Annotated in this window: 19 protein-coding genes and 1 riboswitch; of the genes, 10 read left to right on the forward strand and 9 right to left on the reverse strand. The window is 52.4% G+C overall.

Translation table 11 applies throughout. The features are described 5' to 3' along the window. Positions 1 to 34 precede the first annotated feature (34 nt). Entirely contained in the window at positions 35 to 808 is a 774-nt protein-coding gene (gene zupT, locus OGV52_RS17320; protein ID WP_047499224.1) for a zinc transporter ZupT, read from the forward strand. A 65-nt stretch (positions 809 to 873) separates the two neighbouring features. On the opposite strand, the gene OGV52_RS17325 is transcribed toward zupT, so the two are convergent. Further along, positions 874 to 1,050: a hypothetical protein gene (locus OGV52_RS17325; protein ID WP_016154525.1), complete on the reverse strand. Its 177-nt coding sequence runs from the start codon at positions 1,048 to 1,050 to the stop codon at positions 874 to 876. Positions 1,051 to 1,446: 396 nt separating this feature from the next. On the opposite strand from OGV52_RS17325, the gene assT reads away from it, so the two are divergent. Genes assT through dsbI form a run of 3 tightly spaced genes read left to right on the forward strand, consistent with a single transcriptional unit; the run spans position 1,447 to position 4,627 of the window. Further along, complete coding sequence (assT, locus tag OGV52_RS17330) at positions 1,447 to 3,243, forward strand: arylsulfate sulfotransferase AssT (RefSeq protein ID WP_287108847.1); 1,797 nt, start codon at positions 1,447 to 1,449, stop codon at positions 3,241 to 3,243. 23 nt (positions 3,244 to 3,266) lie between these two features. Further along, complete coding sequence (locus OGV52_RS17335) at positions 3,267 to 3,935, forward strand: thiol:disulfide interchange protein DsbA/DsbL (protein WP_287108848.1); 669 nt, start codon at positions 3,267 to 3,269, stop codon at positions 3,933 to 3,935. 14 nt (positions 3,936 to 3,949) lie between these two features. After that, a complete protein-coding gene (dsbI, locus tag OGV52_RS17340; protein WP_103928607.1) occupies positions 3,950 to 4,627 on the forward strand; it encodes a protein-disulfide oxidoreductase DsbI in 678 nt (225 codons plus the stop codon). Positions 4,628 to 4,710: 83 nt separating this feature from the next. On the opposite strand, the gene ribB is transcribed toward dsbI, so the two are convergent. Continuing rightward, positions 4,711 to 5,364 carry a 3,4-dihydroxy-2-butanone-4-phosphate synthase gene (gene ribB, locus OGV52_RS17345; protein ID WP_016154529.1) on the reverse strand — a complete coding sequence of 218 codons (654 nt, stop codon included), beginning with the start codon at positions 5,362 to 5,364 and terminating at the stop codon, positions 4,711 to 4,713. A gap of 106 nt (positions 5,365 to 5,470) precedes the next feature. After that, positions 5,471 to 5,620: riboswitch (FMN riboswitch) on the reverse strand. Between the two features lie 132 nt (positions 5,621 to 5,752). On the opposite strand from ribB, the gene ubiK reads away from it, so the two are divergent. Further along, the gene (gene ubiK / locus OGV52_RS17350) at positions 5,753 to 6,049 is read left to right on the forward strand and encodes a ubiquinone biosynthesis accessory factor UbiK (RefSeq protein WP_003024618.1); all 297 of its coding nucleotides are present in this window, start codon (positions 5,753 to 5,755) and stop codon (positions 6,047 to 6,049) included. Between the two features lie 34 nt (positions 6,050 to 6,083). On the opposite strand, the gene glgS is transcribed toward ubiK, so the two are convergent. The 4 genes from glgS to OGV52_RS17370 all read right to left on the reverse strand — a co-directional run bounded on the left by glgS (position 6,084) and on the right by OGV52_RS17370 (position 12,358). Next, positions 6,084 to 6,290: a cell surface composition regulator GlgS gene (gene glgS, locus OGV52_RS17355; protein ID WP_019077704.1), complete on the reverse strand. Its 207-nt coding sequence runs from the start codon at positions 6,288 to 6,290 to the stop codon at positions 6,084 to 6,086. 307 nt (positions 6,291 to 6,597) lie between these two features. Further along, entirely contained in the window at positions 6,598 to 8,031 is a 1,434-nt protein-coding gene (hldE, locus tag OGV52_RS17360; protein WP_016154530.1) for a bifunctional D-glycero-beta-D-manno-heptose-7-phosphate kinase/D-glycero-beta-D-manno-heptose 1-phosphate adenylyltransferase HldE, read from the reverse strand. 59 nt (positions 8,032 to 8,090) lie between these two features. After that, positions 8,091 to 10,931 (reverse strand): bifunctional [glutamate--ammonia ligase]-adenylyl-L-tyrosine phosphorylase/[glutamate--ammonia-ligase] adenylyltransferase, encoded by a 2,841-nt coding sequence (glnE, locus tag OGV52_RS17365; protein WP_287108850.1) that lies wholly within the window; start codon positions 10,929 to 10,931, stop codon positions 8,091 to 8,093. Between the two features lie 125 nt (positions 10,932 to 11,056). Next, positions 11,057 to 12,358, reverse strand: a complete 1,302-nt coding sequence (locus OGV52_RS17370) for a CYTH domain-containing protein (RefSeq protein WP_287108851.1) — start codon at positions 12,356 to 12,358, stop codon at positions 11,057 to 11,059. A gap of 241 nt (positions 12,359 to 12,599) precedes the next feature. Between OGV52_RS17370 and OGV52_RS17375 the strand changes: the two genes are divergently transcribed. Beyond that, positions 12,600 to 13,220 (forward strand): TIGR04211 family SH3 domain-containing protein, encoded by a 621-nt coding sequence (locus OGV52_RS17375; RefSeq protein ID WP_016154533.1) that lies wholly within the window; start codon positions 12,600 to 12,602, stop codon positions 13,218 to 13,220. A gap of 61 nt (positions 13,221 to 13,281) precedes the next feature. Further along, a complete protein-coding gene (locus OGV52_RS17380; RefSeq protein ID WP_047358654.1) occupies positions 13,282 to 14,517 on the forward strand; it encodes a multifunctional CCA addition/repair protein in 1,236 nt (411 codons plus the stop codon). A 52-nt stretch (positions 14,518 to 14,569) separates the two neighbouring features. On the opposite strand, the gene bacA is transcribed toward OGV52_RS17380, so the two are convergent. Then, positions 14,570 to 15,388 (reverse strand): undecaprenyl-diphosphate phosphatase, encoded by an 819-nt coding sequence (gene bacA, locus OGV52_RS17385; protein WP_016154535.1) that lies wholly within the window; start codon positions 15,386 to 15,388, stop codon positions 14,570 to 14,572. Positions 15,389 to 15,474: 86 nt separating this feature from the next. After that, positions 15,475 to 15,843: a bifunctional dihydroneopterin aldolase/7,8-dihydroneopterin epimerase gene (gene folB / locus OGV52_RS17390; RefSeq protein ID WP_003828442.1), complete on the reverse strand. Its 369-nt coding sequence runs from the start codon at positions 15,841 to 15,843 to the stop codon at positions 15,475 to 15,477. Between the two features lie 106 nt (positions 15,844 to 15,949). On the opposite strand from folB, the gene plsY reads away from it, so the two are divergent. Beyond that, a complete protein-coding gene (gene plsY / locus OGV52_RS17395) occupies positions 15,950 to 16,567 on the forward strand; it encodes a glycerol-3-phosphate 1-O-acyltransferase PlsY (protein WP_016154536.1) in 618 nt (205 codons plus the stop codon). Positions 16,568 to 16,598: 31 nt separating this feature from the next. Here the strand turns inward: plsY and ttdR are convergent, their stop codons facing one another. Further along, positions 16,599 to 17,540, reverse strand: coding sequence for an L-tartrate utilization transcriptional activator TtdR (gene ttdR / locus OGV52_RS17400; protein ID WP_016154537.1), 942 nt, complete (start codon positions 17,538 to 17,540; stop codon positions 16,599 to 16,601). A 212-nt stretch (positions 17,541 to 17,752) separates the two neighbouring features. Between ttdR and ttdA the strand changes: the two genes are divergently transcribed. Together ttdA and ttdB are read left to right on the forward strand one after the other, a co-directional pair. Continuing rightward, a complete protein-coding gene (gene ttdA / locus OGV52_RS17405) occupies positions 17,753 to 18,661 on the forward strand; it encodes a L(+)-tartrate dehydratase subunit alpha (protein WP_141875663.1) in 909 nt (302 codons plus the stop codon). After that, positions 18,658 to 19,263, forward strand: coding sequence for a L(+)-tartrate dehydratase subunit beta (gene ttdB / locus OGV52_RS17410; RefSeq protein WP_047499219.1), 606 nt, complete (start codon positions 18,658 to 18,660; stop codon positions 19,261 to 19,263). Before ttdA ends, ttdB begins: the two co-directional genes overlap by 4 nt. Positions 19,264 to 19,279: the final 16 nt, after the last annotated feature.

Genomic DNA, 19,279 nt, shown 5'->3' on the forward strand with positions numbered 1-19,279 from the left:
CGGACAGCAGATTGATAAGGAGTTTTATTTGTCGATGTCAGTACCTTTACTTCTGACTTTACTGGCAGGCGCCGCCACGTTTATCGGCGCATTTCTCGGCGTGTTAGGGCAAAAACCCTCCAACCGCGTGCTCGCCTTTTCGTTAGGCTTCGCCGCAGGGATTATGTTACTGATCTCACTGATGGAGATGCTCCCAGCCGCACTGGCTGCTGAAGGTATGTCGCCGATATTGGGCTACGGAATGTTTATCGTTGGCTTACTGGGATACTTTGGCCTGGACCGCCTATTGCCGCATGCGCACCCTCAGGATCTGGTACAGAAAACCACGCGGCCTCTGCCCGGCTCCATTAAACGTACTGCGATTTTATTAACGCTCGGCATTAGCCTGCACAACTTCCCTGAAGGGATAGCGACGTTTGTTACCGCCAGCAGCAACCTCGAGCTGGGCTTTGGTATTGCCCTTGCCGTCGCATTACACAATATTCCTGAAGGATTAGCCGTTGCGGGTCCAGTTTATGCAGCCACGGGCTCCAAACGTACGGCGATATTCTGGGCCGGGATCTCGGGCATGGCGGAAATCCTGGGTGGCGTACTGGCGTGGTTAATTCTGGGGAGCCTGATCTCGCCGGTGGTGATGGCGGCAATAATGGCAGCAGTCGCAGGAATTATGGTGGCGCTGTCCGTCGATGAGCTAATGCCGTTGGCAAAAGAGATCGACCCGAATAATAATCCCAGCTATGGGGTACTTTGTGGAATGTCGGTGATGGGGTTAAGTCTTGTCATCCTCCAGTCCATGGGGATCGGCTAATTCAGAGGGCGGATGCCACCCTGCTAATTTACAGCATCCGCTCATCCATAGCAGAACGTGAAGGACTATTCCTGTTCCTTAACCGCGCTGTTATCTTCGCCAGAACGACGAAAGAGTTTGTTTCGCGCCTCGAGTAATGCATCCCGGTCTTGCCGAAATGCCCGACAATAACGCTTCATATGGCAATAATAACCAACTGCAACGAGTGCAATTAATACAATCCAGTACCAGGCGATAAACATTCTTTTACCCTTAAAATTTAACATCATTAAACATTTAACGTTAAAATTTTACACAACCTTATTATGACATACTCCTATAGTGGCATATTCCAGAAACAAATATATGATTTCGATCATATAAACCAGCAGCTATGCAAATAGTTAACACCGTTATAAAAAATAAAACAATGTCGACAAGATCACACTGCGCAATAATAAATATTGCCCTTAAAATAACGCACTCATACCATCCAAAAAATAATAAAAATTAGCACCTGCAAAATAATACATTTCATCAATATTAATATATTCACCATAAAAGTAGCATCAGCAATACCATTTTTATTATATTCACATCGTAAAAACATAATATATTCAGCACTGTTATATTTAAAGATAATATAAGGAGATATATCCATGTTTACACAGTACCGAAAAACACTTCTAGCCGGAACGCTTGCACTGACGTTTGGCTTTGCCGCAGGGAATTCATTTTCCGCAGGTTTCCAACCAGCCCAGCCCGCAGGAAAATTGGGTGCGATAGTCGTTGACCCATACGGAAACGCCCCTCTTACCGCACTGGTTGAATTAGATAGTCACGTTATTTCGGATGTTAAAGTTACCGTTCATGGTAAAGGTGAAAAAGGAGTCCCAATTACCTATACCGTCGGCAAAGAATCCCTCGCCACCTACGATGGGGTTCCTATTTTTGGCCTTTATCAAAAGTTCGCTAATAAGGTCACTGTTGAATATAAAGAAAATGGCAAGGCCATCAAGGAAGATTACGTGGTGCAAACATCTGCCATCGTTAATCACTACATGGATAACCGTTCTATTTCCGATTTACAGCAAACAAACGTTATTAAGGTCGCACCTGGCTTTGAAGACCGTCTCTATCTGGTGAATACCCACACCTTTACCGCGCAGGGCGCAGAATTCCACTGGCATGGTGAAAAAGATAAAAATGCCGGTATCCTGGATGCTGGTCCGGCCGGTGGCGCATTACCCTTTGATATCGCACCCTTTACCTTTGTCGTTGATACGGAAGGCGAATATCGTTGGTGGCTGGATCAGGACACTTTCTATGACGGCCATGACATGGATATCAATAAGCGCGGTTACCTGATGGGCATACGGGAGACACCGCGCGGCACCTTCACCGCCGTACAGGGCCAGCACTGGTATGAGTTCGATATGATGGGCCAGATTCTGGCCGACCATAAGCTGCCGCGCGGATTCCTCGACGCATCGCATGAGTCCGTCGAAACGGTGAACGGCACCGTACTGCTTCGCGTGGGTAAACGCGACTATCGCAAGGAAGATGGCATTCACGTACAAACTATTCGCGACCAGATTATTGAAGTCGACAAATCCGGTCGTGTTGTCGACGTGTGGGATCTGACAAAAATTCTCGATCCGATGCGTGATGCACTGCTGGGTGCGTTGGATGCGGGCGCGGTATGCGTCAACGTGGACCTCGCTCATGCCGGCCAGCAGGCAAAACTGGAGCCAGATACCCCCTACGGTGATGCCCTCGGAGTGGGTGCAGGTCGTAACTGGGCGCACGTTAACTCTATCGCCTTTGATGCCAAAGATGACGCCATCATTATCTCTTCCCGCCATCAGGGGGTTGTCAAAATCGGTCGCGATAAACAGGTTAAGTGGATCCTTGCACCGTCTAAAGGCTGGAATAAGGCGCTGGCAAGCAAGCTGTTAAAACCGGTTGATGATAAAGGCAACGCACTGAAATGTGATGAAAATGGCAAGTGCGAGAATACCGATTTCGATTTTACCTACACTCAACACACCGCATGGCTCTCCAGCAAAGGAACGCTTACCATTTTTGACAACGGCGATGGCCGCGGACTCGAACAACCAGCGTTACCAACGATGAAATACTCCCGTTTCGTCGAATATAAAATTGACGAGAAAAAAGGGACCGTCCAGCAAATTTGGGAGTACGGAAAAGAGCGCGGTTATGATTTTTATAGCCCTATCACCTCGGTTATCGAATATCAAAAAGATCGTGACACCATGTTTGGCTTTGGTGGTTCGATTAATTTATTTGACGTTGGACAGCCAACCATCGGCAAAATCAACGAAATTGACTACAAAACAAAAGAAGTCAAAGTCGAAATTAATGTCCTGTCCGATAAGCCAAATCAAACTCACTACCGTGCATTGCTGGTTCATCCACGCCAAATGTTTAAATAATTACATTAGATTAAGGATTAATTATGTCATCTAAATGGATCACTTCATTATTTAAAAGTGTGGTATTAACCGCCGCGCTGGCCTCACCGTTTGCAGCATCAGCGTTTACTGAAGGCACTGACTATATGGTTCTGGAAAAACCAATTCCCAATGCTGATAAGACGTTAATCAAAGTATTCAGTTACGCCTGCCCATTTTGCTACAAATATGATAAAGCCGTGACAGGGCCCGTGTCAGACAAAGTCTCCGATGTCGTTACTTTCACTCCGTTTCATCTGGAAACCAAAGGGGAATACGGTAAGCAGGCCAGTGAAATCTTTGCCGTAATGATTGCCAGGGACATGGCTGCAGGTATTTCATTGTTTGACGCCAAATCACAGTTTAAAAAAGCCAAGTTCGCTTATTACGCCGCCTACCACGATAAGAAAGAGCGCTGGTCAGAGGGTAAAGATCCCGCCTCATTCATCAAAACAGGGTTGGATGCAGCGGGCATAAGCCAGGCTGATTTTGACGCGGCATTGAAGGATCCTGCCGTCCAGCAAACGCTGGAGAAATGGAAAGCAGCATATGATGTCGCCAAAATTCAGGGCGTTCCGGCTTACGTCGTCAATGGTAAATACCTGATCTACACCAAAAATATCAAATCTATTGATTCCATGGCTGAGCTTGTCAGAGAGCTCGCGAAAAAATAAACAGGGACCCGGCTATGGCTTTCATAAAAGGATCGTGGCGAGACTTACGCAATACACCGGTTGATACCCTGGTGAGATGGCAGGAACAGCGCTTTCTGTGGCTGTTGATGGCTTGCGCAATGGGTGGATTGATTATTCTGGCGCACTCGTTCTTCCAAATCTATCTCTACATGGCCCCCTGCGAGCAATGTGTCTACATTCGCTTTGCCATGCTGGTGATGGTTTTTGGCGGATTGATTGCGGCAATCAACCCCAAAAATGTTGTTCTGAAGCTCATCGGTTGTATCGCGGCATTTTACGGCAGCATCCTGGGCATTAAGTTCTCCATTAAACTTAACGGCATTCATTATGCTGTACATAACCCGGACCCAGATTCGCTGTTTGGCGTACAGGGATGCTCCACCGATCCGACATTCCCTTTTAATTTGCCTCTGGCCAACTGGGCTCCGGAGTGGTTTAAACCCACAGGAGATTGCGGCTATGACGCTCCCATTGTTCCTGACGGCGTGGCGCTCAGCAGTACACAAAAGTGGTTTGTCGATCTGTACCAGCAGTCAGAAGGCTGGTATCTGATCCCGCCTTGGCATTTTATGAACATGGCGCAGGCCTGTTTGTTGGCCTTTAGTTTGTGCTTACTGTTGCTCGTCATTATGAGCGGCGCATGGGCATTAAAGCGGGTGAGAACCAAATAATCGGAGCAAGAAACAAAAAAACCGAAGCCTGGAAGATGGCTTCGGTTTTTTATGCTTACCGCGACTAACGTGGTAATTTGCGATTAGCTGGCTTTGCGCTCATGCGCCTGACGGTAAGCCACCAGGTCTTCGATAGTAACTACCGCCATATTATGCTTGCCGGCAAATTCGATACATTCTGGCGCACGCGCCATGGTGCCATCGTCATTAGTCAGTTCGCACAGCACGCCTGCCGGTTTAAACCCTGCCAGCGTCATCAGGTCGATGGTTGCTTCAGTGTGACCACCGCGGGTCAACACGCCACCTGCCTGAGCACGCAGCGGGAAAACGTGCCCCGGACGGTTAAGATCGGAAGGTTTAGCGCCATCCTGAATTGCCGCACGCACCGTAGTAACACGGTCCGCAGCGGAAACGCCGGTGGTCACGCCTTCTGCGGCTTCAATGGTCACGGTAAAACCGGTACCGTAAGCGCTGGTGTTATTTTCCACCATCATTGGCAGATCGAGCTGTTTGCGTCGGTCTTCAGTGATGCACAGGCATACAATACCGCTGCCGTGACGAATGGTCAGAGCCATCTGTTCAACGGTCATGGTTTCTGCCGGGAAAATCATATCGCCTTCGTTTTCACGATCTTCGTCGTCAAGCACCATCACACCGCGTCCTTCACGCAGCGCAGACAGCGCAAGTTCAACACGTTCGAAAGGCGTACCAAAAGAGGAAAGTAGCGTCTGATTCATGGTAAAAAAACCTCACTAAAATTATGGTTACCAGAATCAGGGCAGTCTTAGGAGTACCGTCTAAGCGGCAAAAAAATAACGTGAGCGGGTCCATGCCCGACTGGATCGTTACTCTCTCCCATCCGGACTCTAACCGTCGGCCCCGGAATTACACCGGATCTGCTGACCTTTGAGTTTGCACCCAAAGCGCTCGCGGGCTTTCAACCTGAGTTGATTTACCGCCGGTGGGGAATTTCGCCCCGCCCTGAGAATAAGCGGGTTAACTATAACGCTATTGATTACCTTCATCAACGCCTTTACTCGTCTTAGCTTCACACAATTCTGGTTTATGCCTGTGCCAGTTCGCACTACAATAGGCAACAACACGTACCAGTTCAGGGAAACCACAATGATTGACCCGAAAAAAATTGAGCAGATTGCTCGTCAGGTTCACGAGTCGATGCCGAAAGGGATCCGCGAGTTTGGCGAAGACGTCGAGAAGAAAATTCGTCAAACGCTGCAGTCACAGCTGACCCGTCTGGATCTGGTAAGCCGTGAAGAGTTTGATGTACAGACTCAGGTTTTGCTGCGTACCCGTGAAAAGCTGGCGCTACTTGAGCAACGTCTGACTGAGCTGGAATCGCGTGAAAAAACGGCAGAAGTTAAACCTGCTCCCGCGATCCCGTCAGTCGATCCGCAAGAGTAAAAACGACAACGGGCCGCAAGGCCCGTTTTTTCTGTTAGTGTTCCAGTTCTAGCTTCCTGGCCTCCGTCGCCTGCTGGCAGTACAGCGCATAGCGTTTGCAAAACCAGCTACGATGTTCTTCATCCATATTCCCAGTTATCGCCTGGATATCTACGGGATGGCCCTCAGCTTGCATCCTGGCAAAACTACGGGCCAGGAAATCGAAATTGTTCATTGAATACATATTGCTGTTCATGAGCATACCCTCCAGTTATTGAATATCTGTTAAGGCCATATGCTTTTTCTAATTTCAGTATTTCCCTGGATGCGAAGTTATTCTGTACATATTGTGCGCAAACCCACTGCGTTGGTTCACAGTTTCCCACGAAATCTAAGAGGGGTCGGATTTAAGGTCAGCGTGACGCACGCTTATTGTGACGTCATGTAAAAGTAAATCGGGGGGAGAAATCCCCTCTCCCCTTATTCCTTTACTCTGGGTTGAAGAAAACCGCAGCATCAATAGCAAGAAACGTATCGAATCCAAAAGTTCGATACGTTTCCAGCATTTGTTATTTATCGCTGTCTTTTTGGATCTTCTTGATGATATTGGTCGTTGAGCAGCCATCTTCAAAGTTCAGCACCAGCACTTCACCGCCGTTCGCCCACACTTCTTTGCTGCCGGCAATATCTTCCGGCTTATAGTCGCCGCCTTTTACCAGCAGATCCGGCAGGATCCCGGCAATCAGACGCTGTGGTGTGTCTTCTTCAAAAGAGACCACCCAGTCGACGGCTTCCAGCGCGCCCAGCACGATCATGCGCTGTTCCAGCGGGTTGACCGGACGCGTTTCGCCTTTCAGACGTTTGGTCGAAGCATCGCTGTTTACCGCCACGATCAGACGATCGCCCAGCTTGCGCGCATTCGCCAGATAGGAAACGTGGCCCGCATGCAGGATGTCGAACACGCCGTTGGTCATCACCACTTTCTCACCGCGCTTGCGGGCGCTGGCTACGGCCTGTTTCAGCTCAGACTCGCTCATCACGCCAAAGCCAGTGTCGGCCCGACCGCGCACGGCGTTTTCCAGTTCAATCGGGGAAACGGTTGAAGTCCCCAGTTTACCGACGACAACACCCGCTGCGGCATTAGCAAAATAGCACGCCTCTTCCAGAGTGTTCCCCGCCGCCAGCGTCGCAGCCAGCACGCCGATCACCGTATCGCCCGCCCCCGTCACGTCATACACTTCCTGCGCCTGCGTCGGCATATGCAGTGGCGATTTGCCCGGTTGCAGCAGCGTCATACCCTGTTCGGAACGCGTGATCAGCAGCGCGGAAAGGTCGAAATCTGCAATCACTTTCATGCCGCGCTCAACCAGTTCATCTTCGCTTTTGCACTTACCGGCCACCGCTTCAAATTCAGACAAATTCGGCGTCAGCAGCGTTGCGCCACGATAGCGTTCAAAATCGGTCCCTTTCGGATCGATAAGCACCGGCACCCCAGCCTTACGCGCCAGAGCAATCATCTGCTGCACGCTTGCCAGCGCGCCTTTGGCGTAATCGGAGAGCACCAAAGCGCCAATGGAGCCCAGAGCCTGGTTAATACGCTCATGCAGCGGCTGCGGATCCACGCCTTCAAAACCTTCTTCGAAATCCAGGCGAATCAGTTGCTGGTTGCGGGAAAGCACGCGCAGTTTGGTGATCGTCGGATGAGTTGGCACAGAAACGAAGTCACATTTTACGTTCACATCCGCCAGCGTTTTGCTCAGCGCACGCGCCGCGTCGTCAATCCCAGTCAGGCCGACCAGACGCGAATTCGCTCCCAGAGAGGCAATGTTCATCGCCACGTTTGCTGCGCCACCGGGACGTTCTTCAATGGTATCAACCTTCACCACCGGAACCGGCGCTTCAGGTGAAATACGGCTGGTAGGACCGTACCAGTAGCGATCTAGCATCACATCACCGACAACCATGACTCCTGCACGTTCAAACTCTGGCAGCGTTACTTTCATTCCTGTCTCCTGAGAGATTCTCTGAGGGTCTTAAAATTTGCGCGCGATAATAGCACACTTCACTCGGCAACCAGCCACTTCTGCCAGCTGTCACGCACCAGCGTACGTTCAGCGTCGAAGTGCTCCGGCGCCACATGGCCCGGAAGTTCCTGCAATGCAAGATGGTGAAGTTCATCACGCAGCGTCGTATAAGCACGGGTAAGCGCCAGCGCTTCCTGCTCATCCATAATGTCGTTTTGCGCCAGTAACTCCAGAATGCGCACGTTATCCGACCAGCGCGTCAGCTTCGGTTTTTCATGCGCATAGCGCAGCACCAGGTATTGCGTAATAAACTCAATGTCGGTGATGCCGCCTTCATCCGCTTTGATATCAAAACGATCGCGATGCTTATTGCCCAAATGGGCACGCATTTTCTCACGCATTTCGCGCACATCGGTCTGCAAGGTTTTCGCATCGCGGACGAGGGTCATGATATCGCGACGAATCGCATCAAACTGAGAGGTCAACCGTGGGTCGCCGTACACCACTCGAGCGCGCACCAGCGCTTGATGCTCCCACGTCCAGGCTTCGTTGCGCTGGTAATCAGCGAAAGCCTCGGTTGATGTCACCAGCATTCCCGCCGCGCCGGACGGGCGCAACCGCGCATCCACTTCATACAAAATACCGGATGAGGTGCGGGTGCTGAAAAGGTGCATAATGCGCTGCGACAGACGCAGATAGAACTGTCGCCCGTCAATCTCACGCTCACCATCCGTCATCACGTCCATAGGACAGTCATGCAGGAAGATCAGATCAAGATCCGAACTGTAGCCCAGCTCCCAGCCGCCCAGTTTGCCATACCCGACGACGGCAAAACCGCGCCCCTCGCGCTCGTTAAGATGAGTGGGTTGCCCGTAGCGAGCGACCATCTGCATCCACGCCTGCTGGACTACCGCATCAATAATAGCTTCCGCCAGCCAGGTTAAGTGGTCGCTCACCTTCATCACCGGCAGCGTACCAGCGATATCTGCCGCGGCAATGCGCAGCAGCTGCGTTTGCTTAAACTGACGCAGCGCTTCCAACTGCTGCTCTTCGTCATCTTCCGGCACGCGCAGCAAATACTGGCGCAGTTCATCACGGTAGGCATCCGTCGCGGTGGGTTGATACAGGGTATTCGGATCCAGCAGTTCATCGAGCAACAGCGGATACCGCGCCAGCTGGCTGGCGATCATCGGCGAAGCGGCACATAACGAAATCAGATGCTTAAGCGCTCCGGGGAATTCGCTCAGCAGCTCCAGATAGGTCGTACGGGTCACAATGCCTACCAGCAGCGGTGTGATGCGCGACAGTGGGACTGAGGCGTCGTCACGCGAACAGACATCGCTCAGCAGATGTGGCATTAAGTGATCCAGCACCTGGCGTCCGCGTGGGCCAATAGTGCGTTTATCCAGCTCTTTGCGAAAATCGGCAATCAGAGACAGCACGCGCCGGCGATCGTCATCCGCCAGATGCGTCAGCACCGGCGTGGTGTCATCTTCCTGTAATGCGTCCTGCCACAGTTCACGCCACTGTTCTGAGAGCGACTCTTCCTGGGTTTCTGCTTCGTCATCGCCAATCAACTCGTTAAACACCCGGCGCACGTTGTCCATATGACTGGCCAGCACATCGGTTAGCTGCTGCCAGTCATCGACGTTCATCCCCCACGCCAGCCGCGCGCGGTTCAGTTCATCGCCTGGCAACGTCTGGGTCTGCTCATCATTGATACTTTGCAGCAGGTTCTCCAGACGACGTAAATAGAGATAGGCTGCGCGCAGTTGTTCCGCGTCGGTATCTGACAGCAGGTGCAACGCATTGATGGCGCTGAGCGTGGGTAACAGCGAGCGGGATTGCAATGACGGCTCGCGCCCACCGCGAATAAGCTGGAATACCTGCACGATAAATTCGATTTCACGAATACCGCCCGCGCCCAACTTAATGTTGTCTTTCAGACCACGGCGGCGCACTTCGCGGGCAATCATTCCTTTCATGTTACGCAGAGACTGGATCACGCTGAAATCAATATAGCGGCGGAAGACAAAAGGCCGCAGCATAGCGCGAAGCTCACTGACGTAAGTACCGTCGCAATCGCCCATAATGCGGGCCTTGACCATCGCATAGCGTTCCCAGTCGCGCCCTTGTTCCTGGTAATAATCCTCCAGCGCGGAGAAGCTCAGCACCAGCGGGCCGCTGTCGCCAAACGGGCGTAAACGCATATCCACCCGATAGACAAATCCATCCATTGTGGGCTGATCCAGCACTTTGATGAGCCGCTGGCCCATACGGGTAAAGAACTGCGCGTTATCCAGCTCGCGACGTCCACCCTGCGTACTGCCGTGCTCCGGCCAGGCAAAAATCAGATCGATATCAGAGGAAAAATTCAGTTCGCCGCCACCCAGTTTCCCCATGCCTAAAATCAGCAGCGGTTGCGCAACACCTTGTGGATTACAGGGCGTACCCCATTCACGACAGCAGGCGGCGTATAACCAGTCACGCGCGGCGACGATCAACGTTTCAGCCAAATGGCTTAGCTGCTGCAAGATACTCTCTTCCGTCACCAGCGACAGCGTCTGCGCCCAGGCGATACGCACCATGATGCGACGGCGAAACAGGCGCAGCTCACGCATCAGCGTGTTTTCGTCGCTAACGTCGACCAATACTTGCTGTAACCAATCAGCATAGTGTTGCCATTCATCCGCCTCGGGTGGCGTGCTTTCCAGTCCGACCAACCATTCGGGATGGGCAATAATGCTGTCGCGAAAAAAATCACTGAATGTAAGCACTGACTTCGCCTGAATGCTAAGCGAGGACGCAGATATTGCTGCTGGCAGCCGCTCAACAACGGTCGGCCAGTACTGCTGTAACGGTGAAGAGAGCTGCTTCATTTATGGATTATCCTTTGAATAGTACCGGGTAGCGGCATGTTGCCTTATCCAGCCTGCATGACGCTTCCGCCCATCGCGTAGGCCTGATAAGCGCAGCGCCATCAGGCATCCCGGCCTCACCCTGATTATCGTTTTCCGCTGTGCAGCCAGAACGGTTCCAAAGCAATCGCCTCGTTGCGGAAGTGTTCAATTTCAATGTATTGGTTAGCCGCAATGGCATGACGTAAACCCTGCCAGGTGGCGATCCATTCCGATGCGACATTTTCGTCGTAGTATCCCGCCAGCATCAGCATGCTATCAATATTGCGCGTCAGGCGCGGAAGTTGATCGGCGTACTGATCGCCCAGCGGCTGAGCAAAAGCTGTTTTCAGTTCAGCAGCATGGCGCGAGAGATGGGTATCTGAGAAACGCTTAAAGGAGTCGGCTATTTTACCCTGCGCCTTCGCATCAAGGAACGGCTGCCACCCTTTGGTCACCAGCCATTCGGTCAGCGCCAGCTTGGCCATCGCCGTTTGCGTGCTGTAAACCGCGGAAACGGCAGAAACGTCAGACGCAATGATCGCTTCCGACTGGGTCAGCAAATCACGTAAGTGAGCACTCGCTTTTCGCGGCACATTACCGCCAAACAGCATCAGAATGTGACGCACCAGGGCCATCGCAGCCAGCACCTCGGCTTTCGCCCCTTTGACGCCGCGCACCCACAGCTCTTCATGGTACTGCCACTGTGATAATGCCAGCTCCAGCGCCGCTTCCAACCCTTGCTCAATACTCGCTTTTGCCGGAACCTTCAAAATGCGCGTCGGTTTGAGTTCACGCGGTGCATTCCCCTGAGCCAGATGATAGCCGCGCGCCGCTTTACTCAGGCTGCCCTGGCGTAAACCGGTTTGCGATACCAGCTGGTTTGCCAGCTTCAATACCGCACGGGTATCGCCGCTTAACAGCTCCAGTTCAAGCTCACAGATAGGTTCAGCCAACTCGCCCGCTTTCACTTCCCCGAGATCGAGGGCCATTTCAATGCGGCTACCGTCGATATCAAGGTGCCATTTCTCACGGTAAAAATCGGTGCTGAAGAGCGGCTGTACCTGAGAGGCAAGTTCAGCGGGCAGTTCGCCATCAGGCCAGACTTCCGTTGGGAACAGGGAGAGATCCAACTCTGGCGCGTTCAGCGCAACGTTAAACTCCGGCCGCTGATGCAGGCCGCCCGTCACTTGTCCGGCAATTTTCATGGTCATTTCGTAATGACCGTTTTCACCGCGAATACGCAGCCCCATATCGTGACCACGCAGCCACGCATCCGGCGTTTCGTAGTAGATATTCAGCAACTGGCTGGGCGCATGATGCTCTCCACCCAGCGTATTCAGACGTTCACGTAGCGCATCTACAGCGTCACTATTGACGATAAATTTTAATTCGATTTCCTGGGCCATGGTCTTGTACTTATGGGTTATGTCACAGTTGAGAAAACTGACTGCGAACTAAGCTCGTTCTTTATGGTCAGTAGATAGTATTTTGCGCCAAATTGCCATGCAACGAGCAATTTGACGGGCGTAAAAGTTTCGAGTGGTGGCAAAAAGGACACAGATGATTCCGATTGATGTCGAATGCTTTGCGTAGAGACACTGATGCCACTACTATCGTTCCACTTTCTATGACAATAACGACAGCCTGATGCCAAAATTACGCCTGATTGGATTAACTTTACTCGCACTTAGCGCCACTGCAGTCTCTCATGCCGAAGAAAAGCGCTATGTTTCTGACGAACTGAACACCTGGGTCCGCAGCGGTCCGGGAGATAATTATCGCCTCGTGGGTACGGTTAACGCCGGCGAGGAAGTCACGCTATTACAGACCGATGCCAACACTAACTACGCCCAGGTGAAAGACAGCACCGGACGTACCGCCTGGATCCCACTGAAAGAGCTGAACAGTACGCCGAGCCTGCGTACCCGCGTTCCCGATCTGGAAAACCAGGTCAAGACCTTGACCGATAAGCTCAATAATATCGACACCACGTGGAATCAGCGCACCGCCGATATGCAGCAAAAAGTGTCGCAAAGCGACAGCGTAATCGACGGGCTGAAACAAGAAAACCAGAAGCTGAGGAACGAGCTTATCGTGGCGCAAAAGAAGGTCAGCGCAGCCAACCTTCAGCTTGATGACAAACAGCGCACCATCATCATGCAGTGGTTTATGTACGGCGGCGGCGTGCTAGGTCTTGGTTTGTTGCTCGGCCTGGTTCTGCCACACATGATCCCCAGCCGTAAACGCAAAGATCGCTGGATGAACTGAATCGCCTTCTCCGCCGCACTGACATATGATTAAGGGATCATAATTTCAAAAGGAAAGTGGCGTGAAGATTTATCTGGTCGGTGGTGCTGTTCGGGATGCGTTATTAGGGCTACCGATTAAAGATAAAGATTGGGTTGTTGTCGGCGCCACGCCGCAAGAGATGCTCGACGCGGGCTACCAGCAGGTAGGCCGCGATTTTCCCGTGTTTCTGCATCCGCAAACCCGGGAAGAGTATGCGCTGGCGCGTACCGAACGCAAATCAGGCTCGGGGTATACCGGATTCACCTGTTACGCCGCGCCGGATGTGACGCTGGAGGCCGATCTTCAGCGTCGCGATCTGACCATCAACGCAATGGCCCGCGATGACGACGGCGAGATTATCGATCCGTATAACGGACGCGACGATTTGGAAAACCGTCTGCTACGCCATGTGTCCCCCGCCTTTAGCGAAGATCCATTGCGCGTGCTGCGCGTGGCGCGCTTTGCTGCCCGCTATGCGCACCTCGGTTTTCGTATCGCTGAAGAAACCATGACGCTGATGCGCGATATGAACGCCGCCGGGGAACTGGAACACCTGACGCCAGAGCGGGTGTGGAAAGAAACGGAAGGTGCTTTAACCACCCGCAACCCACAGGTATTTTTTCAGGTCCTGCGCGACTGCGGCGCACTGCACGTCCTGTTTCCGGAAGTAGATGCCCTGTTTGGCGTTCCCGCGCCCGCGCAATGGCATCCGGAAATTGATACCGGTATTCACACGCTGATGACGCTGTCGATGGCGGCCATGTTGAGTCCGGAGGTCGACGTGCGTTTCGCCACGCTGTGCCACGATCTTGGCAAGGCATTGACGCCAAAAGCGCTGTGGCCACGCCACCACGGTCACGGTCCGGCTGGCGTGAAGCTGGTCGAGCAACTGTGCCAACGCCTGCGCGTGCCGAATGACATCCGTGATTTAGCCAAACTGGTAGCCGAGTTCCACGACCTCATTCATACCTTCCCGATCCTGCAGCCGAAAACCATCGTTAAGCTGTTTGATTCCATCGATGCCTGGCGCAAACCGCAGCGCGTGGAGCAAATCGCCCTGACCAGCGAGGCCGACGTGCGTGGGCGAACCGGTTTTGAAGCGGCGGATTATCCGCAAGGCAGGCTGTTGCGTGAAGCCTGGCAGGTTGCGCAGGCGGTACCAACGAAAGACGTCGTTGAGGCGGGATTCAAAGGTCAGGCTATTCGCGAGGAACTGACCCGGCGTCGGATCGCGGCGGTGGCCGACTGGAAAGAACAACGTTGCCCGAAAGCGTAGACAGTGCATTGCCGGATAAGCGTTAACGCCGCTATCCGGCAAGCTAGTAAAATCAGAAGAACACGACGTAAACGGCAGCCGCCACAATAAAGCGGTAAATCGCAAACGGAATAAACGAGATGCGCTTAATCAGCTGCAGGAAGGTTTTGATCGCCACCAACGCCACGATAAACGCCGTCACGAAACCAACTGCAAACATCGGAATATCTGATGCGCTGAGGAACGTCCAGCTTTTGTAGAGATCCAGCGCCGTTGCGCCCATCATCATCGGCACGGCCAGCAGGAAGGAGAATTCGGAGGCCGCGTAACGGCTTACTCCCATCAGCATACCGCCAGAAATCGTCGCCCCGGAACGAGAAAAACCCGGCCACAGCGCCAGACACTGGAAACAGCCAATCATAAACGCCTGGCGATAAGTCATATCATCCAGACCCGGCGCACGCGGCTCTTTCGGCTTCAGGCATTCTGCGGCAATCAACAGCACGCCCCCTACCACCAGCGCATACATGACGTTGATCGGGTTAAACAACGATTTGATGATGTCGTGGAAAATCAGTCCCAGTACGACGGCAGGAACCATCCCCAACAGGATATGGCCCAGCGTCAGCCGACCTTTGCCAGTGCCTTCATGTGGGACCTTACCGAAGTGAATGCCAATCAGGCCAAACAGGCGTCGCCAGAACATCACCACGACCGCCAGGATAGAGCCCAACTGGATAACCACCTCAAATGTTTTTGCGGTATCACCCTCAAAACCCAACAAGTGACCAACAATAATCATATGGCCGGTACTGGAAACGGGTAAAAACTCCGTCAATCCTTCGACCACACCCAAAATTGCCGCCACCAGCAGCGAGTGCATATCACTCATTAATGAACCTCTAGATAGAGAAACCACGGCGAAAACGAGCCGACATAAAGACCCTTTTATACCCGTTTGGTTTAGATATTATTAAGTTAATTATTTTCTTTCAGATTATTGCCACGCTCAATGATAACCCCGACGTTCGCCGCACGGGCTACCGCGCCAGGTTTACTGAGTTTGATCCGCACCCATGGAGAATTAAAACGGCTAAGCAGCAGATCCGCCACCTCTTCCGCCACGCGTTCGACCAGCGCAAAGCGCCCGCCTTCCACATGATTAACAACCGTTTGAGCAATATCAGCATAGCTCAGACAATCAGCCACATCATCGCTTTTAGCCGATTTACGGTTGTCCCACGCCATTTCGATATCGAACACCAACTGTTGTTCGATCGTTTGTTCCCAGTCGTAAACACCAATAGTGGTGATTACAGAAAGTTGCTCTATAAATACAATATCCATCACGACCTGCCTGCTTTTTGGCTAACCCGGATACCACTTCCGGCGAAATATGCGTATTATCCACAGAAGTAGCGTTTTACACGACATTTTCAAAACGGAACAGCTTATGAGTGCAATCGCGCCTGGAATGATTATCTTCGCGTACCTCTGTGGCTCAATTTCCAGTGCTATTCTGGTATGCCGCCTTGCTGGATTACCGGACCCGCGTGACAGCGGATCTGGGAATCCGGGCGCGACAAACGTATTGCGCATCGGTGGCAAAGGAGCCGCCGTCGCGGTGCTGATTTTCGACGTCCTGAAAGGTATGTTACCCGTCTGGGGTGCCTATGCGCTAGGCATTAGCCCCTTCTGGCTGGGATTGATCGCGATCGCCGCCTGTCTGGGTCACATTTGGCCGGTCTTCTTCGGCTTTAAAGGTGGGAAAGGCGTTGCCACCGCCTTTGGCGCAATTGCGCCGATTGGTTGGGATTTAACCGGCGTGATGGCCGGAACCTGGCTGCTGACCGTCTTATTAAGCGGCTATTCATCATTAGGCGCTATCGTCAGCGCGCTGATCGCCCCCTTTTACGTCTGGTGGTTCAATCCCCAGTTCACTTTCCCGGTGTCCATGCTGTCGTGCTTAATTCTGTTACGCCACCATGACAACATTCAGCGTCTGTGGCGTCGTCAGGAGCCAAAGATCTGGACCAAGCTGAAGAAAAAACGCGAAAGAGACCCAGAGTGATTTTAATGTCGGATAGCGACGCAACAGCGTCTTATCCGGCGTGGGGAATGTGATACCCCTCTACCGGTTTGCCTAATCGGTGCTGGCACCACGTCGCCAGAAACTCCACGCACACCCGAAGCTTCACGCTGCGATACAGCGGCTCCTGATAAACCGCCCAGATATTGGCGCTTTGCGCATAGTCCGGCAGCACGCGCACCAGTTCACCGCTTGCCAGAAACGGCTGCAGGTCCCATTCGGAACGCAGCATAATCCCTTTTCCCTGTAGCGCCCACTGCAACACAATCTCGCCGCTGTTAGAGGAGAGATGTCCCGCCACCTTGACCGACTTTTTCTCCTGACCGTTATCCAGCTCCCACACCCCGTGGGTCATATCGCGTTCTTTAGTGACCAGGCAATCATGACGACTTAATTCCTGCAGCGTTGTCGGCTCACCATATTTTTGTAAATACGTCGGCGCTGCACATAATATTCTTCTATTTTTCGTTAACAAATGCGCAATATAATAATCCGGAATCTCGTCATTAATACGAATATCCAAATCGATATTATCCTGCGCCAAATCAATTTGCCGATCATAAAGTTCAAAATGCACCTGTAATTCAGGATAGCTATGCATCAGTTCGGTAATAGCCGGTGCAATATAACTGCGCCCAAAGCCAAAGCTACAGCCGATACGAATCATCCCTGCCGGGCGTGTTTTGAGTTGCGTGACGTCATCGACCAGATGCTGATAGCCCGCAAGAATAGCCTGCGCATGCTCATAACAACGTTGACCACTCTCCGTGAGTGTCACGCCGCGCGCGGAGCGGCTTAGCAGCGTCGTCCCCAGCGTGGACTCAAGGATCTGAATGCGTTTCGTCACAAACGCGGGCGTTTGGCCCAGCGCCGCGGCGGCGGCACTGAAACTGCCGCTATGAACAATTTCAACCAGGACCTGCAGGTCTTTCGCGAGGGGATACGTGTTCAGCATGATCGGTATATCCGTAAAGTTGTTAACCGCAGTGTAATTCCCTCATGCGTATTAAACCCTGCCTTTGCGCAATTTTTATTGCTTATCTGAACATCATTCACGATCTGTTAATTGGATATTCACAGTGGCAAATAATATAAAACCACATTTTTAGTGGTAGTTTGTGGCGGAGAATTTATTTCCAGATAAATAAAAGAACTGGAGTTAACAAGATGAGCAATCAAAATAACCAAAATGCGATAACTACGCTGACAAACATTGTCGCCGATTTTACCGCCATGATTTCTACCCGCATGCCTGACGACGTCGTAGATAAATTAAAACAGCTGCGTGAAGGCGAAACTTCGCCGATGGGTAAAATCATCTACCACACCATGTTTGACAACATGCAGAAAGCTATCGACCTGAACCGTCCGGCCTGTCAGGACACCGGCGAGATTATGTTCTTTGTGAAGGTCGGCTCCCGTTTTCCGCTGCTGGGCGAACTGCAAAGCATCCTGAAACAGGCCGTTGAAGACGCCACGGTAAAAGCGCCGCTGCGCCATAACGCGGTCGAGATTTTTGACGAAGTGAATACCGGCAAAAATACCGGTACCGGTGTGCCGTGGGTCACCTGGGACATCATCCCTGATAACGACGACGCGGAAATCGAAGTCTACATGGCAGGCGGCGGTTGTACGCTGCCGGGACGTTCGAAAGTGTTAATGCCTTCTGAAGGCTACGAGGGCGTGGTGAAATTTGTCTTCGAAAATATCTCCACGTTGGCAGTCAACGCTTGCCCGCCGGTGCTGGTGGGCGTAGGTATTGCCACCTCCGTGGAAACCGCCGCCGTCCTTTCTCGTAAAGCAGTACTACGTCCTATCGGATCACGTCATCCGAATCCAAAAGCGGCCGAACTGGAACTGCGTCTTGAAGAAGGGCTGAACCATCTGGGCATTGGCCCGCAAGGGTTGACCGGGAATAGCTCGGTGATGGGCGTGCATATCGAATCCGCCGCACGCCATCCGTCGACTATCGGCGTTGCCGTTTCTACCGGCTGCTGGGCACACCGTCGCGGCACGCTGTTGGTTCATGCTGACCTCTCCTTCGAAAACCTGTCTCACACCCGGAGCGCGTTATGAAAAAGATCCTCACAACCCCGATCAAAGCCGAAGATCTGGCCGACATTCGCGTTGGCGATGTCATCTACCTGACCGGTACGCTGGTGACCTGCCGTGACGTGTGTCACCGCCGCCTGATCGAACTGAAGCGCCCGATTCCTTATGACCTGAACGGCAAAGCCATTTTCCACGCGGGGCCCATCGTACGTAAGAACAGTGAAAAATGGGAGATGGTCTCCGTTGGCCCAACCACCAGCATGCGTATGGAAGCGTTTGAGAAAGACTTTATCGAGCAGACGGGCGTCAAACTGGTGGTCGGCAAGGGCGGCATGGGACCGCTAACGGAAGCAGGCTGCAAGCAGTTTAAAGCGCTGCACGTAATCTTCCCGGCAGGCTGTGCGGTCGTGGCGGCAACCCAGGTCGAAGAGATCGAAGAGGTACACTGGACCGAACTTGGCATGCCGGAATCCCTGTGGGTATGTCGGGTTAAAGAGTTCGGCCCGCTGATCGTTTCCATCGATACCCACGGCAATAACCTGATCGCCGAAAACAAAAAGCTGTTCGCTGAACGTCGCGATCCTATCGTCGATGAAATCTGCGAGCACGTGCACTACATCAAATAACCCTCCCGGAGAGGCG

Source organism: Citrobacter sp. Cb041 (genome assembly GCF_030336655.1).
GTDB lineage: Bacteria > Pseudomonadota > Gammaproteobacteria > Enterobacterales > Enterobacteriaceae > Citrobacter > Citrobacter braakii.

Bases quoted from the DNA above. Each gene is read 5' to 3' on its own strand.
- plsY (WP_016154536.1), top strand. From the start codon at position 15,950: ATGAGTGCAATCGCGCCTGGAATGATTATCTTCGCGTACCTCTGTGGC.
- zupT (WP_047499224.1), top strand. From the start codon at position 35: ATGTCAGTACCTTTACTTCTGACTTTACTGGCAGGCGCCGCCACGTTT.
- ttdR (WP_016154537.1), bottom strand. From the start codon at position 17,540: ATGCTGAACACGTATCCCCTCGCGAAAGACCTGCAGGTCCTGGTTGAA.
- ttdB (WP_047499219.1), top strand. From the start codon at position 18,658: ATGAAAAAGATCCTCACAACCCCGATCAAAGCCGAAGATCTGGCCGAC.
- OGV52_RS17325 (WP_016154525.1), bottom strand. From the start codon at position 1,050: ATGTTTATCGCCTGGTACTGGATTGTATTAATTGCACTCGTTGCAGTT.
- hldE (WP_016154530.1), bottom strand. From the start codon at position 8,031: ATGAAAGTAACGCTGCCAGAGTTTGAACGTGCAGGAGTCATGGTTGTC.
- dsbI (WP_103928607.1), top strand. From the start codon at position 3,950: ATGGCTTTCATAAAAGGATCGTGGCGAGACTTACGCAATACACCGGTT.
- OGV52_RS17375 (WP_016154533.1), top strand. From the start codon at position 12,600: ATGCCAAAATTACGCCTGATTGGATTAACTTTACTCGCACTTAGCGCC.
- ribB (WP_016154529.1), bottom strand. From the start codon at position 5,364: ATGAATCAGACGCTACTTTCCTCTTTTGGTACGCCTTTCGAACGTGTT.
- ubiK (WP_003024618.1), top strand. From the start codon at position 5,753: ATGATTGACCCGAAAAAAATTGAGCAGATTGCTCGTCAGGTTCACGAG.
- folB (WP_003828442.1), bottom strand. From the start codon at position 15,843: ATGGATATTGTATTTATAGAGCAACTTTCTGTAATCACCACTATTGGT.
- glnE (WP_287108850.1), bottom strand. From the start codon at position 10,931: ATGAAGCAGCTCTCTTCACCGTTACAGCAGTACTGGCCGACCGTTGTT.
- assT (WP_287108847.1), top strand. From the start codon at position 1,447: ATGTTTACACAGTACCGAAAAACACTTCTAGCCGGAACGCTTGCACTG.
- bacA (WP_016154535.1), bottom strand. From the start codon at position 15,388: ATGAGTGATATGCACTCGCTGCTGGTGGCGGCAATTTTGGGTGTGGTC.
- OGV52_RS17335 (WP_287108848.1), top strand. From the start codon at position 3,267: ATGTCATCTAAATGGATCACTTCATTATTTAAAAGTGTGGTATTAACC.
- glgS (WP_019077704.1), bottom strand. From the start codon at position 6,290: ATGCTCATGAACAGCAATATGTATTCAATGAACAATTTCGATTTCCTG.
- OGV52_RS17370 (WP_287108851.1), bottom strand. From the start codon at position 12,358: ATGGCCCAGGAAATCGAATTAAAATTTATCGTCAATAGTGACGCTGTA.
- ttdA (WP_141875663.1), top strand. From the start codon at position 17,753: ATGAGCAATCAAAATAACCAAAATGCGATAACTACGCTGACAAACATT.